Source organism: Actinotalea alkalitolerans (assembly GCF_023369855.1).
Lineage (GTDB): Bacteria > Actinomycetota > Actinomycetes > Actinomycetales > Cellulomonadaceae > Actinotalea.
Genome location: NZ_JAMBPP010000011.1, coordinates 1 through 16,626, shown reverse-complemented (window position 1 = coordinate 16,626; position 16,626 = coordinate 1). Strand labels below are relative to the sequence as shown.

At 70.2% G+C, this 16,626-nt stretch carries 16 protein-coding genes and 1 pseudogene; 11 read left to right on the top strand and 6 right to left on the bottom strand.

Annotation, left to right across the window (positions count from 1 at the left end; translation table 11 throughout):
- Nucleotides 1-13: 13 nt before the first annotated feature.
- Nucleotides 14-1,834, top strand: coding sequence for an AMP-dependent synthetase/ligase (locus M1R94_RS14265; RefSeq protein WP_249382384.1), 1,821 nt, complete (start codon nucleotides 14-16; stop codon nucleotides 1,832-1,834).
- Between the two features lie 42 nt (nucleotides 1,835-1,876).
- Here M1R94_RS14265 and M1R94_RS14260 read toward each other — a convergent pair whose 3' ends face one another.
- On the bottom strand, nucleotides 1,877-2,092 hold the full coding sequence (locus M1R94_RS14260) for a hypothetical protein (RefSeq protein WP_249382383.1): 216 nt from the start codon (nucleotides 2,090-2,092) through the stop codon (nucleotides 1,877-1,879).
- A 137-nt stretch (nucleotides 2,093-2,229) separates the two neighbouring features.
- Here M1R94_RS14260 and M1R94_RS14255 point away from each other — a divergent pair, with 137 nt between their 5' ends.
- Both M1R94_RS14255 and M1R94_RS14250 read left to right on the top strand, forming a co-directional pair.
- Nucleotides 2,230-4,107 (top strand): DEDD exonuclease domain-containing protein, encoded by a 1,878-nt coding sequence (locus M1R94_RS14255; protein WP_249382382.1) that lies wholly within the window; start codon nucleotides 2,230-2,232, stop codon nucleotides 4,105-4,107.
- 34 nt (nucleotides 4,108-4,141) lie between these two features.
- Nucleotides 4,142-4,423, top strand: a complete 282-nt coding sequence (locus M1R94_RS14250; protein ID WP_249382381.1) for an Lrp/AsnC family transcriptional regulator — start codon at nucleotides 4,142-4,144, stop codon at nucleotides 4,421-4,423.
- A gap of 36 nt (nucleotides 4,424-4,459) precedes the next feature.
- Here M1R94_RS14250 and trpD read toward each other — a convergent pair whose 3' ends face one another.
- Nucleotides 4,460-5,506 carry an anthranilate phosphoribosyltransferase gene (gene trpD, locus M1R94_RS14245; protein WP_249382380.1) on the bottom strand — a complete coding sequence of 349 codons (1,047 nt, stop codon included), beginning with the start codon at nucleotides 5,504-5,506 and terminating at the stop codon, nucleotides 4,460-4,462.
- Complete coding sequence (locus M1R94_RS14240) at nucleotides 5,503-5,949, bottom strand: response regulator transcription factor (RefSeq protein WP_249382379.1); 447 nt, start codon at nucleotides 5,947-5,949, stop codon at nucleotides 5,503-5,505. The genes trpD and M1R94_RS14240 overlap by 4 nt, the downstream gene beginning before the upstream one ends.
- A 178-nt stretch (nucleotides 5,950-6,127) precedes the next feature.
- On the opposite strand from M1R94_RS14240, the gene ctaE reads away from it, so the two are divergent.
- The 5 genes from ctaE (at nucleotide 6,128) to M1R94_RS14215 (ending at nucleotide 11,186) form a co-directional block, all read left to right on the top strand.
- Nucleotides 6,128-6,766 (top strand): aa3-type cytochrome oxidase subunit III, encoded by a 639-nt coding sequence (ctaE, locus tag M1R94_RS14235; RefSeq protein ID WP_249382378.1) that lies wholly within the window; start codon nucleotides 6,128-6,130, stop codon nucleotides 6,764-6,766.
- Between the two features lie 111 nt (nucleotides 6,767-6,877).
- A complete protein-coding gene (gene qcrC / locus M1R94_RS14230) occupies nucleotides 6,878-7,657 on the top strand; it encodes a cytochrome bc1 complex diheme cytochrome c subunit (protein ID WP_249382377.1) in 780 nt (259 codons plus the stop codon).
- Nucleotides 7,654-8,700, top strand: coding sequence for a cytochrome bc1 complex Rieske iron-sulfur subunit (gene qcrA, locus M1R94_RS14225; RefSeq protein WP_249382376.1), 1,047 nt, complete (start codon nucleotides 7,654-7,656; stop codon nucleotides 8,698-8,700). Before qcrC ends, qcrA begins: the two co-directional genes overlap by 4 nt.
- On the top strand, nucleotides 8,697-10,448 hold the full coding sequence (gene qcrB, locus M1R94_RS14220) for a cytochrome bc1 complex cytochrome b subunit (protein WP_249382375.1): 1,752 nt from the start codon (nucleotides 8,697-8,699) through the stop codon (nucleotides 10,446-10,448). Before qcrA ends, qcrB begins: the two co-directional genes overlap by 4 nt.
- A 111-nt stretch (nucleotides 10,449-10,559) precedes the next feature.
- A complete protein-coding gene (locus M1R94_RS14215; protein WP_249382374.1) occupies nucleotides 10,560-11,186 on the top strand; it encodes a superoxide dismutase in 627 nt (208 codons plus the stop codon).
- Between the two features lie 174 nt (nucleotides 11,187-11,360).
- Here the strand turns inward: M1R94_RS14215 and M1R94_RS14210 are convergent, their stop codons facing one another.
- The 3 genes from M1R94_RS14210 to ctaC are packed head-to-tail and all read right to left on the bottom strand — an operon-like array spanning nucleotide 11,361 to nucleotide 14,454.
- The gene (locus M1R94_RS14210; protein WP_249382373.1) at nucleotides 11,361-11,759 is read right to left on the bottom strand and encodes a cytochrome c oxidase subunit 4; all 399 of its coding nucleotides are present in this window, start codon (nucleotides 11,757-11,759) and stop codon (nucleotides 11,361-11,363) included.
- Complete coding sequence (gene ctaD / locus M1R94_RS14205) at nucleotides 11,756-13,579, bottom strand: aa3-type cytochrome oxidase subunit I (protein ID WP_249382372.1); 1,824 nt, start codon at nucleotides 13,577-13,579, stop codon at nucleotides 11,756-11,758. Before ctaD ends, M1R94_RS14210 begins: the two co-directional genes overlap by 4 nt.
- Nucleotides 13,579-14,454, bottom strand: a complete 876-nt coding sequence (gene ctaC / locus M1R94_RS14200; RefSeq protein WP_249382371.1) for an aa3-type cytochrome oxidase subunit II — start codon at nucleotides 14,452-14,454, stop codon at nucleotides 13,579-13,581. Before ctaC ends, ctaD begins: the two co-directional genes overlap by 1 nt.
- 251 nt (nucleotides 14,455-14,705) lie before the next feature.
- Here ctaC and M1R94_RS14195 point away from each other — a divergent pair, with 251 nt between their 5' ends.
- The 3 genes and pseudogenes from M1R94_RS14195 to M1R94_RS14185 all read left to right on the top strand — a co-directional run.
- Complete coding sequence (locus M1R94_RS14195) at nucleotides 14,706-15,878, top strand: cysteine desulfurase family protein (RefSeq protein ID WP_249382370.1); 1,173 nt, start codon at nucleotides 14,706-14,708, stop codon at nucleotides 15,876-15,878.
- Nucleotides 15,875-16,189 carry a sulfurtransferase TusA family protein gene (locus M1R94_RS14190; protein WP_249382369.1) on the top strand — a complete coding sequence of 105 codons (315 nt, stop codon included), beginning with the start codon at nucleotides 15,875-15,877 and terminating at the stop codon, nucleotides 16,187-16,189. Before M1R94_RS14195 ends, M1R94_RS14190 begins: the two co-directional genes overlap by 4 nt.
- Before the next feature lie 143 nt (nucleotides 16,190-16,332).
- Nucleotides 16,333-16,626, top strand: a pseudogene (locus M1R94_RS14185) (hypothetical protein); the annotation flags it as partial.

Below are 16,626 nucleotides of genomic sequence, written 5' to 3'. Positions count from 1 at the left end.
CAATGGAGCCAGCATGGACGAGTTCCGATCCCCCTCCCTCGTCGACGTCGACCCGTCGGACAACCTCAACGCGTTGCTCGCGCAGCGTGTCGCGGCTGATCCCGACGGCTCGATCATCGAGCACAAGACGACACCTGACGGACCCTGGATCCCGATCAGTGCCCGAGCTTTCGACGCCGAGGTCGTGGCCGTGGCCAAGGGTCTGGTCGCCCTGGGCATCGAACCCGGGGACCACGTCGGCATCATGAGCCGGACCCGCTACGAGTGGACGCTGCTCGACTTCGCGGCCTGGGCGGCCGGGGCCATCCCCGTCCCGCTGTACGAGACGTCGTCGGCCGAGCAGGTCGAGTGGATCCTGACCGACGCCGACGTCCGCCTCCTGGTGGTCGAGACGGCCGAGATCGAGGCCACCGTCGCGGAGGTCAGGGCAGCCGCCCCCCGGCTCGAGACGGTCCTGCGGCTCGACGACGGTGCGATCGACGCGCTGGTGACCGCCGGCGCGGGGGTCGATGACGCCGAGATCGTCCGGCGACGCGGCCTGGCCACGCTCCAGGACGTCGCGACGATCATCTACACCTCGGGAACCACGGGCCGCCCCAAGGGGGCCGAGCTCACGCACGGCAACTTCGTGGTGCTCTCCCGCGAGGCCGTCGCGGGGCTCGGGGTCGTGTGCCCACCCGGCTCACGCACCCTGCTCTTCATGCCGCTGGCGCACGTCTTCGCACGCTTCATCGAGGTGCTCATCGTGCCGGCCGGTGCCGTTCTGGGGCACACCCCCGACACCAAGAACCTGGTGGCCGACCTGGGCACCTTCCAGCCCACGTTCATCCTCTCGGTGCCGCGGGTCTTCGAGAAGGTCTACAACTCCTCGGAGCAGAAGGCCGCCGCGGGCGGCAAGCGTGGGATCTTCCAGCGCGCGGCGAAGACGGCGATCGTCTACTCGCGGGCGCTGGACACGCCCCGTGGCCCGAGCCCCTGGCTCAAGCTCCAGCACAAGGTCGCCGACGTCCTGGTCCTGTCCAAGATCCGCAAGGCGCTCGGCGGGCACGCCGAGTGGGCGATCTCCGGTGGGGCACCGCTCGGCGAGCGGCTCGGCCACTTCTACCGGGGCGTCGGCCTCAACGTCCTCGAGGGCTACGGGCTCACCGAGACCACGGCACCCACGTCCGTGAGCCGACCCGACGCGACCAAGATCGGCACGGTCGGTCCGCCCCTGCCCGGCACCGCTGCCAAGGTTGCTGCCGACGGCGAGATCCTGGTCCAGGGCCCGCACGTCTTCCGGGGTTACCACAACAACCCGGAGGCGACCGCGGAGTCCTTCGAGGACGGCTGGTTCCGCACCGGCGACCTGGGGTCGCTCGACGAGGACGGCTTCCTGCGGATCACCGGCCGCAAGAAGGAGATCATCGTGACGGCGGGGGGCAAGAACGTCGCCCCGGCCGTGCTCGAGGACCGTCTGCGAGGCCACCCAGTGGTCAGCCAGGTCGTCGTCGTCGGTGACCAGAAGCCGTTCATCGGCGCGCTCATCACCCTCGATGCCGAGGCGCTGCCCGGATGGCTCTCGACCCACGGCCTGCCTGAGATGGACGTCGCGACCGCTGCCAAGCATCCCGAGGTGCGGGCCGCGATCGACCGCGCTGTCGAGCGCACGAACAAAGCGGTCTCCCGGGCGGAGTCCATCCGCAAGTTCTCGGTGCTCGACATCGACTTCGCGATCGAGAACGACTACCTCACCCCGTCGATGAAGGTGAAGCGCTCGAAGGTGCTGAACGACTTCGACACCGAGATCGAGGCCCTCTACGCAGGGACTGCCCCGCAGGGCGCCAACGCCTGACCCTCGCTGCGCCCGGTGCGCGTCGCAGTGCCTTCCGGCACGTCAGACGGCGCGCACCAGCCGCAGGGGTGGGACCAGGCCCGACCGGGCCAGCACGTCGATCGCCCCCTGCTCGGCGGCGTCGAGGTCGACCGCGGCGCTCGGTGCCACGGGGCTGCCGGGAGCCGAGCGGTCGCGGACCTCGATGGTCAGGAACGTCACGACGCAGTCGGTGCAGGCGTCACCCCGCACGGTGCAGGTACCACAGTCGATCATCATGACGGTCACGCTAGGCGGGGGCACCGACACGCCCGCCGGCACGGTCGCGGCGTCGGGCTCGCTCGGTACGCAGCGGCGCCGCCCCCGACCCTCGCGCCTCCCGGTTCGTGTCGGCGGTCCGGGCTACCGTCGCCGCCATGCCTCGCCCCACCGCCAGCACGCACGGCGCCCGACCCGCCGCGGACGGGAGCGCCGACCACGCAGGCGTGATCACCGGACCCGTGGAGCGCGGCATCCAGCTCACCCTCGACGAGATCGGCACACCGCTCTCGGAGGTGATCTTCGTCGTGGTCGACCTGGAGACCACGGGCGGGTCACCCGCGACCTCGGCCATCACCGAGATCGGCGCGGTGAAGGTCCGCGGCGGCGAGGTGCTCGGGGAGCTGCAGAGCCTCGTCGACCCGGGGTGCCCCGTCCCCGCGTTCATCGCGACCCTGACCGGCATCACCACCTCGATGGTCCGTGACGCCCCCGGGATCGAGGTCGTCCTGCCCGCCTTTCTCGAGTTCGCCCGCGGCTCGGTGCTCGTGGCGCACAACGCATCGTTCGACGTGGGCTTCCTCAAGGCTGCCGCCGCGGCCCAGGGGTACGACTGGCCCCCGTTCCAGGTGCTCGACACCGTCGCCCTGGCCCGCCGTGCGGTCACGCGCGACGAGGTGCCCAACCACAAGCTCGGCACCCTCGCCGCGTTCTTCCGCGCCACGGTCACGCCCGACCACCGGGCGCTCTCGGACGCGCGCGCGACGGTGGACGTCCTGCACGCCCTGCTGGGCCGTCTGGGTCCGCTCGGGATCACCCACCTCGAGGACCTCGCCACCGCGACCGACGCCGTACCCCCGGCCAGACGACGCAAGCGCCACCTGGCCGACGGGCTCCCCGACGCGCCCGGCGTCTACCAGTTCCGCGACGCGCGCGGCGAGGTGCTCTACGTCGGGACCTCGACGTCGATCCGCACGAGGGTGCGCAGCTACTTCACCGCTGCTGAGCACCGACGCCGCATGGACGAGATGGTCGGCCTCGCCGAGGAGGTCGTGCCCATCGTGTGCGGCACGGTCCTCGAGGCGCGGGTCCGAGAGCTGCGACTGATCGCCGAGCACGCCCCCCGCTACAACCGGCGCTCACGCTTCCCCGAGCGGATGCCCTGGGTCAGGCTCACCCACGAGCCCTATCCACGGCTGTCGGTGGTCCGCGAGGTTCGGCCCGACGGCGGGCGGGGCTCGCACGAGGCGGACGCCCACCTCGGTCCTTTCCCGAGCAGGCTCGCGGCCCAGCAGGCCGTCGAGGCCCTCGAGGCGACGTTCCGGGTACGGCAGTGCAACCGACGGCTGCCTCTGGTCCCTGCCCCGGGTTCCGGCGCGTGCGCGCTCGCGGGGATCGGCCGCTGCGGGGCGCCCTGCGTGGTGAGTGGGCAGTCGCGCGACTCCTACGCCGAGGTGACCGCAGCCGTCCGGGACGTGATGACCCGAGACCCTGGACCCGTCGTGGACGAGGTCGCCGGCCGCATCGCCGCGCTGACCGCCCAGGAGAGGTTCGAGGAGGCCGCCGCGTGGCGTGACCGGCTCACGGCCTTCCTGCGCTCGGCGGGCCGGGCCCAGCGCTCGGGCAGGATCGCCGCCCAGCCGGAGCTCGTCGCGGCCCGTCGTGCGGCATCGGGTGGCTGGGAGATCGTCGTCGTGCGGCACGGCAGGCTCGCTGCGACCGCGACCACCGCGCCCGGGCTCGACCCGCGCCCCGTGGTGGAGTCCCTGCAGGCGACCGCCGAGCACGTCGCCGCGCCCTGCCTGCCGTCCTCCGCTGCCCACCCCGAGGAGACCGACCTCGTCCTGACCTGGCTCGAGGAGCCCGGGGTACGGCTGATCGAGGTCGGGCCGGGGTGGGCCTGCCCGGTCCGCGGCGCAGAGGCGTTTCGTGGAGGTGATCGGACGCAGTCCGCGGTCGCAGCCGCGATGGCCGCCCAGAGGTCAACGACCGATCCGCGCCCACCGCGGCGGGCTGCCGAAGGCAGCGCGGCATGATGGTGACCGACCCGACAGCACCGAGAGGATCCTCATGATCACCGCGATCGTCCTGATCGACACCGACGCCGCACGCATCCCTGAGATCGCCGCACAGGTCGCGGAGATCCCCGGCGTGAGCGAGGTCTACAGCGTCACCGGCGAGGTCGACCTCGTGGCCATGGTGCGCGTCCGCGAGCACGACCGCCTGGCCGATGTCATCGCCGACCAGGTGAGCAAGGTTGACGGGGTGCTGCGCACCCGGACCTACATCGCCTTCCGCGCCTACTCCTCGGGTGACCTCGACCAGGCGTTCGCCCTGGGCCTGGAAGGCTGACTCCCCCGGCCGGTGCTGTACGGGCCGTGCAGGCCGTCAGCTGCGCGAGGCGCCGATCCAGCGGTCCAGCACGTCGGCGGCGGCCCCGGAGTCCACAGCGCCTGCTGCGATCTCCAGGCCTGCGCTCATCCGCGCGACCAGGTCACCGGTACCCACGCCGTCCAGGGTCCCGTCCGCCACGAGGGCGGCCGCTGCGTTGAGCAGCACCGTCTCGCGAACCGGCCCCGGGGTCCCGGCGAGGAGGTCGCGCACCACCTGGGCGTTGGTCGCCGCGTCCCCGCCGCGGAGCTGTTCGACCGCGATCGGCGCGAGCCCGAGGTCGGTCACGGCGTCGAGCAGGTGCTCGGAGACCACGCCGTCGTGCACCCACCACACCCGCGACCTGCTCGTGGCGGCAAGCTCGTCGAGCCCGTCCTCCCCGCGGAAGACGAGGGCGCTCACCCCCCGCGCCGCGAGCACGCCGGCCATGAGCGGGGCCATCCGCAGGTCCGCCACGCCGATCGCTGCTGCGGCCGGCTGCGCCGGGTTGGTCAGCGGGCCCAGGAAGTTGAAGGCGGTGGCGACACCGAGATCGCGCCGGACGGCACCGGCGTGACGCATCGCCGGATGGAAGACCTGGGCGAAGCAGAAGGTGATGCCCACCTCCTGAGCCAGCTCCGCGACCCGATCGGGACCGTGGTCGAGTCGCAGGCCCAGCGCCTCGAGCACGTCCGCCGTGCCGGTCGACGACGACGCCGCGCGGTTGCCGTGCTTGACCACGCGCAGCCCCGAACCTGCCACCACGAGCGAGGCCATCGTGGAGATGTTGACCGTGTGGGCGCGGTCGCCGCCCGTTCCCACGATGTCCACACAACGACCGGGTACCGCGATCCGGTGCGCGTGCGCGAGCATCTCCTCGACCAGCCCTGAGAGCTCGGTGACCGTCTCACCCTTGGCCCGCAGCGCGACCAGGAAGCCGGCGAGCTGCACGGGGCTCGCCTCGCCCCGCATGACCTGCCCCATGGCCCAGCGGGTCGCCTCCAGGTCGAGGTCCTCCCCGCCGATCAGGCGGGTCAGCAGCGCGGGCCAGGACTGACCGCTCATCCGCGGGCGGCAGCGGTCCGCAGCAGCCCGAGCACGGCCTCGTGGAGCACCACCGGGTCGAGGGGGTGAGACACCACGGCGTCCGCCTGGGACCACGAGGCCAGCCACGCGTCCTGCGGACGCCCGATCAGCACGAGCACCGGTGGGCAGTCGAAGATCTCGTCCTTGAGCTGCCGGCACACCCCCATGCCACCGGCCTTGCCGGCCTCCCCGTCCAGCACCAGGAGGTCGAAGCCCCCTGCGTCGACCATCGTCACGACGGCATCGGCGGTCGCAGCCTCGACCCACTCCACCGGCGGGAGGTCCTTGCCGACCCGACGACCCACCGCGAGCATCACGGCCTCGCGGGTGCGCAGGTGGCTGCTGTAGAGCAGGACCCGCAGCGCGGTGGCGCGGTCCTCGTCCTCGACGGCCCACTCGTCGTGCGCTTCGGTCGTGCTCATCGTCGCCTCGCTCAGTCTTCGGGACGCCTGGAGACCATCGCACCAGGCCACGTACGCCACCACGCATCTTGGCACGGACGACCCGTGCGGACCGATCCGCCCGCCGATGCGGCCCATGTCACAGACTCGACCTAGGCCCTTGGACCCATTCCGCCGGAGATTCAGCCATAATGACAAGGTGTCAACCGCAACGGCTGCCCCCAGAACGCAACCACACCTGAGCGTCAACCGCCCCAACCCGGTGTCGGTCGGCACGATCGTGTGGCTCGCGAGCGAGCTCATGTTCTTCGCCGGGCTCTTCGCCATGTACTTCACGATCCGGGCGACGGTGCCCGAGATCTGGCCCGAGGAGACCGCCAAGCTCAACCTCACGTTCGCGGTGGTCAACACCACGATCCTGGTGCTGAGCTCGGTGACCTGCCAGATGGGGGTGTGGGCCGCCGAGCGGTTCCAGCCGGTACGGACCGGCTCGCTGTGGCAGGTGAACCGCTGGGGCATGAACGAGTGGATGACCACGACGTTCGTCATGGGCTCGATCTTCATCGGCGGCCAGGTGTTCGAGTACGCCGAGCTCGTCGAGCACGGCCTGACGATCTCCTCGAGCCCCTACGGGTCGGTCTTCTACCTGACCACCGGCTTCCACGGCCTGCACGTGGTCGGCGGGCTCCTCGCCTTCCTCTTCCTGCTCGGCCGCTCCTTCTCGGCCAAGCGCTTCGGCCACCACGAGGCCACGACGGCGATCGTCGTCTCGTACTACTGGCACTTCGTCGACGTCGTGTGGATCGCCCTCTTCGGCGCGATCTACCTCATCCGGTGAGCACCCGGGACACCCCGTGAGAGCCCCGGACCCGCAGTCGCCGCAGCAGCCGGCAGACCGACCCTCCCGCACCGCAGCGGACGTCAGCACCATCGAGATGAGGACCTCTTCGTGAAGGCAATCGCCGCCCGCCGGAACCACCGGTTCGCCCCGGTCGTCCTGCTCGCGCTGGCGCTGCTCGTGACGGGCGGGCTCTACGCCGCCTTCGCCCCGAGCGCGAGCAGCGCGCAGACCCCGAGCGCCAGCGACGTCGAGATCGGCTCCCGGCTGTTCCAGGCGAACTGCGCGACCTGCCACGGGCCGGACGCAGCAGGACGGGCGGAGGCGCCCTCGCTCATCGGTGTCGGCGCCGCCTCGGTCGACTTCCAGGTAGCCACCGGCCGCATGCCGATGCAGATGAACAGCCCGCAGGCCCCGGCCAAGCCCCCGCAGTTCGACGACGAGCAGGTCCGTCAGCTCGCCGCCTACGTCGCCTCCCTCGCCCCCGGTCCTGCGATCCCGACCGCCGAGCAGGTGGACCCGGAGCTCGGGGACGCGGCCAACGGCATGGTCCTGTTCCGCACGAACTGCGCGATGTGCCACGGCGCGGCAGGCAAGGGCGGTGCTCTGACCGAGGGCAAGTACGCCCCGACCCTCGAGGGCGTCGAGCCGCGTCACATCTACGAGGCGATGACCACGGGCCCGCAGTCGATGCCGGTCTTCAACGACGCCAACCTCAACCCCGAGGAGAAGCGCGACATCATCGCCTTCCTCGCCGAGCAGGAGCGCGGGGCAGCCGGCGGCGCCGAGCTGGGCTCGATCGGACCCGTCGCCGAGGGCCTGTGGGCCTGGGTCGTCGGGATCGGTCTGCTCATCGCCTGTGCCGTCTGGATCGGAGCGAAGTCCTCATGAGCAACGACCGCCCCTCGTCGGACCTCACCGTCCCTGCGGCGACCGGCGCCGTCTCCGCACGAGGTGACGTCCCCGAGCGCTTCGAGAACCCGGGTCTGCCGCCTCACCAGCCCCGCCGAGCAGACTCCGAGCCGGCCGCCGACAAGCGCGCCGAGCGACAGGTCGTCGCACTCTTCGGGGTCTCGATCCTGGGCACCATCGGCGTCATCGTCACCTACTTCGTCTACCCGCACGACCCGTCGATCGAGAGCATGCGCACGGCCAACATGCTCTTGGGCATCGGGCTGTTCCTGGGCATGTTCGGCATCGGTGCCGCGGCGGTCCACTGGGCCAAGACGCTCATGTCCGACCACGAGCAGGCTGAGGCCCGCCACCCCCAGCGCAGCGACGCCGAGGTCCGGGCAGGAGCCCTCCAGGCCCTGTCCGACGGCGCGCAGGACTCCGGGATCGGCCGGCGGGGCCTGCTCAAGGGCGCGGTGGTCTCCGCCGTCGCACTGGCCCCGCTGAGCATCGCCGTTCCCCTGATCGGCCAGCTCGGCGGCGACTGGGACGTCTCGAAGTTCCGTCACACGATGTGGCGGTCCGGCACGCGCCTGGCGCGTGACCCCTCCGGCACGCCGATCCGGGCGGCGGACGTGACGATCGGGTCGGTCTACCACGTCATCCCCGAGGACCTGCGCGAGTCCGACCACTGGATCGAGGAGAAGGCCAAGGCCATCGTCCTGCTGGTACGCCTCGACCCCCAGGATCTCGTCGAGTCCGACGAGCGCCGTGACTGGTCCCACGAGGGGATCGTCGCCTACTCCAAGGTCTGCACCCACGTCGGCTGCCCGGTGGCCCTCTACGAGCAGCAGACGCACCACCTCCTGTGCCCCTGCCACCAGTCGACCTTCGACATGGCGGACGGCGCCAAGGTTGTCTTCGGGCCGGCCAGCCGCGCCCTGCCGCAGCTGCCGATCACCGTGGACGACGCGGGGTACCTCGTCGCGCAGAGCGACTTCCACGAACCGGTCGGCCCGAGCTACTGGGAGCGTCTCAAGTGAGCACAGCGCAGAGAGCAGCAGGCGGTACCGCGGACTATCTCGACCAGCGCACCGGCGTCGGCCTCGCCGTCAAGAGCTTCGCGCGGAAGATCTTCCCCGACCACTGGTCCTTCATGCTGGGCGAGATCGCCCTGTACTCCTTCGTCGTGCTGATCATCTCGGGCGTCTTCCTGACGATGTTCTTCGTCCCGAGCATGGGCCTGATCACCTATCAGGGAGCCCCCGCCTCGATGAACGGCCTGGAGATGTCCGAGGCGTTCGCCTCGACCCTCCACCTGAGCTTCGACGTGACGGGTGGGCTGCTCATGCGGCAGATCCACCACTGGGCCGCGCTGGTCTTCATGGCCGCCATCGTCACCCACATGATGCGGGTGTTCTTCACCGGCGCCTTCCGCAAGCCGCGCGAGCTGAACTGGGTCGTGGGATTCGTCCTGATGATCCTGGGGCTCGCGGCCGGCTTCACCGGCTACTCGTTGCCCGACGACGTCCTGTCCGGCAACGGGCTGCGGATCACCGACGGTGTGGTCCGTGCGATCCCGGTCCTCGGCAGCTACATGTCCTTCATGATCTTCGGCGGGGAGTTCCCGGGCGAGCACATCATCCCGCGGCTGTTCACCCTGCACATCCTGGTGATCCCGGCGCTGATCCTCGCCCTGGTGGGCCTGCACCTGTTCATGGTCGTGCTGCACAAGCACACGCACTTCCCCGGGCCGGGCCGCACCGAGCACAACGTCGTCGGTTTCCCGCTGTTCCCCGTCTACGTCGCCAAGGCGGGCGGCTTCTTCTTCATCGTCTTCGGCGTGCTGGCCCTGATGGGCGGGACCCTGTCGATCAACCCGGTCTGGAACTACGGGCCCTACGACCCGTCACCGGTCACCGCAGGAGCTCAACCCGACTGGTACATGCTCTTCCTCGAAGGGGCGCTCAGACTCATGCCCGGGGCCGGGATGGAACCCGTGATCGCGGGCTACACCCTCTCGCTCAACGTGATCATCCCCGCGATGATCATCCCCGGGATCCTGTTCACAGCCCTCGCGCTCTACCCTTTCATCGAGGCGTTCGCCACGGGTGACAAGCGCGAGCACCACCTCCTGGACCGGCCTCGCAACGTGCCGACCCGGACCGCCGTGGGCGTGGCGATCCTCACCGCGTTCTTCGTGCTGATCCTCGCGGGCTCGAACGACATCATCGCCACCCACTTCGCGCTGTCGCTCAACGACATCTCACGGTTCCTCCGGGTGATGATCTTCGTCGCACCGATCCTCGCCTTCTGGATCACCAAGCGCATCTGCCTCGGGCTGCAGCGCAAGGACCGCGAACTCGTCCTGCACGGGCACGAGACCGGTCGCATCGTGCGGTTCTCCCACGGCGAGTACATCGAGGTGCACAAGCCCCTCGACGAGTACGAGCGGTGGCTGCGGGTCCAGCACGTGCCCCAGCGCCCGCTCGAGCTCCTCCCCGCCGAGGACGAGCGGGGCGTGCGCCGCAAGGGCTACCGCAGGGACGCCGTGCGCGCCCGGGTCTCGCGCTTCTTCTTCGAGGACCGCGTCGAGCCGGTCACCCCGATGGAGCTCGCCGCCGCGCACTCCCACGGTGACCACGACGCGATCGGGTCCACCACCGAGGGTCACCAGACCCCGGAGATCTCCTCTGGGCCGGAGCGTCAGGTCGGTCAGCAGGTCGCCGAACCGGCCGGTGGCGCTTCGGGCAGCCGTCCCGGCCGCTCGGCCGACGCGCAGGATCACTGACGAACCGACAGAGTGGACAAGGCCGGAGAGGGCCGGGTGCGTGCACCCGACTCCCCTCGGTACGCAGGAACACCGTCGCAGCCCGCTGCGACCAGACTGGAGGAGTCCTGAATGGCTGACTACACCCTGCCCGACCTTCCCTACGACTACACCGCTCTCGAGCCGCACATCAGCGGCCGCATCATGGAGCTGCACCACGACAAGCACCACGCCGCGTACGTCGCAGGCGCGAACACGGCACTGGAGAAGCTGGCCGAGGCTCGCGAGACGGGCACGTTCGACGCGGTGAACCTCTTCGAGAAGAACCTGGCGTTCAACCTCGGCGGGCACATCAACCACACCGCCTTCTGGGCGAACCTCTCCCCCGACGGTGGAGACCGTCCCACGGGCGACCTCGGCGCGGCCATCGACGAGTTCTTCGGATCGTTCGACGGCTTCCAGAAGCACTTCGCGGCCAACGCCGCCGGCATCCAGGGCTCGGGCTGGTCCATCCTGGCCTGGGACTCGCTGGGCGAGAAGCTCGTGATCGTCCAGCTCTACGACCAGCAGGGGAACATCCCTCTCGGCCTGGTGCCGATCGTGCTGCTCGACATGTGGGAGCACGCCTTCTACCTCGACTACGTCAACGTCAAGGCCGACTACATCAAGGCCTGGTGGAACATCGTGAACTGGGCCGACGCGGCCGAGCGCTTCGCCCGGGCACGGACACAGACAGCCGGGCTCATCGTCCCGCTGTGACAGCCCTCTCGGGTGCCTGACGCACCCTCTGCGGACGCAGGAACGCCGGTGCCCTCCTGGGGGGGCACCGGCGTTCCTGCGTCCGCCTGAGGTCCGCACGGGCGCTCGCCCGGGCTCATCGACGAGGCCTTTCGGCGCACGCGCCCGGCGGGGCGGGCCGTACTGCTGCTCCGCTCAGTGCGCGTGCTGCCCGCGGGAGAACTCGAAGACCCAGCCGACGAGACCGACGACAGCCACTGCGAGGCCGAGGTAGACGACCCACCAGCCCACGGCCAGACCGAGGAACACCAGCGCAGCAGCGAAGCCGCAGACCAGTGGCCACCAGCTCCACGGGCTGAAGACCCCCTGCTCGCCGGCGCCCTGCTCGACCTCGGCGTACGGGTCGTCCTCGGGGCGAGGATCGATGCGACGGGACACGAGCCCCAGGTAGAAGCCGATCATCGCCATCAGCCCGGTGGTGAGCAGCAGCGCGGCGGTGCCGACCGGCTCCCATCGGCTCCAGAAGCCGTAGACCGTGGTCGCCAGGACGAAGAACGGCAGCGGGTAGATGAACAGCCGGGTCTCGAACTTCATCGCTGGTCTCCCTCGGGCTCGCCGTCCTGCGGCGGTGCGGGCGGGTCGTCGACGATCGTCGCAGAGGACTGCTCCGGCTCTGCGTCACCGGTGGCCAGACGCTCGCGGGCGAGCTCGGGCTGACCGCGTCGGTCGCCCTCCCAGTCCAGGATCCCGGCGTCCGGCTCGACGTGGTCCATCGCCGCGACCTCGGGGTGATGGAGGTCGAAGGCGGGACGTTCCGAGCGGATGCGCGGCAACGACGTGAAGTTGTGCCGCGGCGGCGGGCAGCTGGTCGCCCACTCGAGCGAGTTCCCGTAGCCCCACGGGTCGTCGACCGCGACCTTGGGTGCGTTGCGCCAGGTCACGAAGACGTTCCACAGGAATGGCAGCGTCGAGGCGGCGAGCACCACGGAGGAGACCGTCGAGACCTGGTTCATCCACGTGAAGTCGTCCTCGGGCATGTAGTCGGCATAGCGCCGCGGCATCCCCTGCACGCCCAGCCAGTGCTGGATCAGGAAGGTCCCGTGGAAGCCGAAGAACAGCAGCCAGAAGTGGATCTTGCCCAGTCGCTCGTCGAGCATCTTCCCGGTGAACTTGGGCCACCAGAAGTAGAAGCCGGCGAACATCGCGAAGACCACGGTGCCGAAGACGACGTAGTGGAAGTGGGCCACCACGAAATAGGTGTCCGAGACATGGAAGTCGAGCGGCGGCGACGCCAGGATCACTCCCGTCAACCCACCGAACAGGAACGTCACCAGGAACCCGATCGACCACAGCATCGGGGTCTCGTAGGTGATCTTCCCGCGCCACATCGTCCCGATCCAGTTGAAGAACTTCACACCGGTGGGGACCGCGATGAGCATCGTCGTCAGGGCGAAGAACGGGAGCAGCACGGCCCCTGTGACGTACATGTGGTGGGCCCACACGGTCACCGACAGAGCGGCGATCGCAATGGTCGCGTAGACCAGTCCCTTGTACCCGAACAGCGGCTTGCGGCTGAAGACCGGGAAGATCTCCGAGACGATGCCGAAGAACGGCAGGGCGATGATGTAGACCTCGGGGTGCCCGAAGAACCAGAACAGGTGCTGCCAGAGGATGGCTCCGCCGTTCTCCGGGTTGAACACCTGGGCGCCGAGTCGTCGATCGGCTCCCAGCGCGAACAGCGCCGCGGCCAGCGGCGGGAACGCCATCAGGACGAGCAGGCTCGTCACCAGGGTGTTCCAGGTGAAGATCGGCATCCTGAACATCGTCATGCCCGGGGCGCGCATGGTGATGATCGTCGTGATGAAGTTGACCGCACCGAGGATGGTGCCGAACCCTGTCATCGCCAGACCGAAGACCCAGAGATCTCCCCCGAGACCTGGTGAGAAGGTGGTGCTCGACAGGGGTGCGTAGGCGAACCAGCCGAACGACGCCGCACCCTGGGGGGTGAAGAAGCCACCGCAGGCGATGAGGCCACCGAAGAGGTAGAGCCAGTAGGCGAGCATGTTCAGCCGCGGGAAGGCGACATCCGGCGCGCCGATCTGCAGCGGCATGAGCACGTTCGCGAAACCTGCGAAGAGCGGGGTGGCGAACAGCAGCAGCATGATCGTGCCGTGCATCGTGAAGAGCTGGTTGTACTGCTCCTTGCTCTGCACGAACTGGATACCCGGCTCGAAGAGCTCGGCCCGGATCACCAGCGCCATCAGCCCTGCGATGCAGAAGAAGATGAACGAGGTGATCAGGTACATGTACCCGATGGTCTTGTGGTCGGTGGACGTCGCCCACTTGATGACCGTCCGCCCCAACGTCTGGCGGCGGGGAGCGAGCCCCGGGATCTTCTCGGCCTGGGTGCTCATCAACCTTCTCCGGAGGGGATCGCCTGGTCGTCGCCGCGGCTCTGCAGCCGGTTCAGCTCGACGCCGAGCTGGCCGGTCTGGCCACGCTCGCGGAGCAGGTCCATCTGCGCGTCGTACTCGGCCCGGGGCAGGACGGTGACGTTGAAGAGCATGCCCGAGTGGTGCTCGCCGCAGAGCTCGGCGCACTTGCCCGCATAGGTCCCCTCACGCAGCGGGACGATCTGGAAGACGTTGCTGCGCCCGGGGATCATGTCCTTCTTGTACAGGAAGGCGGGGACCCAGAAGGAGTGGATGACGTCGCGCGCCTCGAGCTGGATCTCGACCCGCTCGTCGACCGGCAGGTACAGGGTGGGCAGCGTCTCGGAGACGCCCTCGACCCCGATGTCGTCGACATGGACACCGGTCTCGTAGACGTCGTCGTCGACGTAGTTGAAGTCCCAGCTCCACTGCTTGCCGATCACCTGCACGGTGAGGTCGGGCTCGGCGGAGATGTCCTCGATCGCGGACATGTCGCGCTCGGTGTAGAAGAACAGCACGCCGATCATCAGGATCGGGAGGATCACGTACATGATCTCGAGCGGCACGTGGTACCGGATCTGCACAGGGAGCGTCTCGTCGTCCCGGCGCTTCCGGTACACCACGACGCACCAGAGGATGAGCCCCCAGGTGATCAGGCCGACCAGCAGGGCCGCGATCCACGAGCCGGTCCACAGGCTCGTGATGCGCTCGGTCATGTTGGTGACCGGGCCGTCCTCGTATCCGGGCAGGTAGCCGCGCTGTGCCTCGGCGGAGCATCCGCTCGCCAGCAGCGCGACCGAGCCCACCAGGGCGGTCAGCCGCACCGTGGTGCGGCGGCGGGGGTGTTGCACGTCCAAGAGGGCCTCTCACGTCACGGCCCGGGGCGGGACGACGACTGGCGCAGGCTCCCCGGGACTTTCGTCCTCGACAGCGTCAGCCTAGCGTGCTGAACGTAGGTCGCAGGGCCGGACGGCGAGCCCGGGAGTGGCGCCCGCACGACCGACCTCCCCCGTGGCGGCAGCACGACCCCGTCGCCGTGCTGCGTGGCACATCCCCACGCAGCACGGCAGCGCACGGCAGCGCACGGCAGCGCACTAGCGTGGGACCGGTGAGCGCACGCACCTACCTCGATGCGGGCGGGAGGGCCCCCCTGCACCCCCGTGCCCGCCAGGCCTTCGACGCTGCGACCGACGAGGGGTGGGCCGATCCCCGCCGTCTGCACGCCGAGGGTCGTCGAGCCCGCCTGCTCCTCGACGGGGCACGAGAGTCGCTCGCGGGTGCCCTGGGTTGTCGCACCGAGGAGGTGCACCTCTCCGCCCACCACACCGCGAGCCTGCACGCTGCGGTCCTGGCGATCTCACGGGGCCGACGGCGCATCGGCGCTCGCGTGGTGGTGTCCGCGGTCGAGCGCTCGGCGGTGCTCGCCGCCGCGCGCTTCGTCGCCGACGAGACCCCGGCCGGTCGGCGCACAGCCGGGCTTCCCGACGGTGTCGACACCGTCGGGGTGGACCGGTGGGGCAGGGTCGACCTGGACAGGTGGCAGGAGGCGGTGTCCCGTCGCGGGGTCGCCCTGGCCGCGCTGCAGCACGCGAACGGCGAGGTCGGCACGCTGCAACCGCTCGGCGAGGCCTACGGCCACGCGCGCGCAGCCGGCGTCCCGCTCGTCGTGGACGCCGGGGCGAGCGTGGGCCACGTCCCGGTCCAGGACACGTGGGACGCGCTGGCTGCCGACCCGGCCGACTGGGGCGGGCCGGCCGGGGTCGCCGTGCTGGCCGTCCGCTCGCGGGTCCGGGCGGTCCGTGCCTGGCCCGAGGACGAGGATCCGTGGTTCCCCGGGGGCGTGAGCGTGCCCGCGGCGCTCGCCGCAGCCGCTGCCCTGCAAGCCGTGCTGGCCGACAGGGAGCGTGCCGACCCCGATCGACGAGCCCTTGTCGACCTCGTCCGCTCGAGCGTCGCGCGCACCGTTCCCGACGTCGAGGTCGTCGGCCACGCCGACGACCGGCTGCCCCACATCGTGACGTTCAGCTGCCTGTACGTCGACGGCGAGGCCCTGCTGACCGAGCTCGACCGGCGCGGCTACGCGGTCGGGTCGGGTTCCGCCTGCACCTCGGGCACCCTCGAGCCGAGCCACGTCCTGGGCGCGATGGGGACGCTCACCCACGGCAACGTCCGGCTCGTCCTCCCCCGCGGGACGGTCCGCGACGACGTCGAGCGGTTCCTGCACGACCTTCCCGAGGCCGTGGCCGAGGTCCGCCGGATGATCGGGGCCACCGGCCTGTGAGCACCTCCCCGCAGGCCCAGCCACCCCCGGAGCGGACGCTCGTGGTCGATGCGCGCGGTCTTGCCTGCCCTCTGCCGGTGATCCGGCTGGCCGCAGCGGCACGAGCAGCGACCCCCGGGACGGTGGTCACCGTGTGGTGGACCGATCCCGCGGCACGGCACGACGTCCCCGCCTGGGCACGCATGCGGTCCCACACGCTGGTCGGCACCTGCCCGCTGGAGCAGCCGGCAGACCGGACCGGACCGTCGGGCCCGCAGGCCTGGGCGACCACCGTGGTCGTCGAGGGTCCTCCCGCGGCTCCCCCCGACTGACAGGGGCAGGACCGGTCCCCAACGCAAGGTCATGACGTGCAGAGGTCCCGCACGCCGAAGGCCCCTGCAACGCCGGAGGGCCCCTACACGTGGCGGGTTCACACGGTCGCTGCAACATCTCGATCTGAGGAGTTGCAGCGACCGTGGTCGTTTCTGGGGAGTTGAAGGAGCGGTTCTTCGTCGAACTGGACGGTGTGGGGTCGGTGATGTTGGCCGCGCGGGCGGTGGGCGTCAACGAGAACACGGCGTTCGGGTGGGCGCGGAAGGCGGGGCGTAGTTCGACCCGTTCTCTGGGCTCTAGTCGTGCCGGGCACCCGGGGCGAGCGGAGTTCGACCGGCTGCGAGCTGCCGGGGTGTCGCGGCGGCGTGCGGCCGAGCAGGTCGGAGTCCACGAGCGCACGGCCAAGGACTGGGAGCGAGGGGTTCGCAAGACCAAC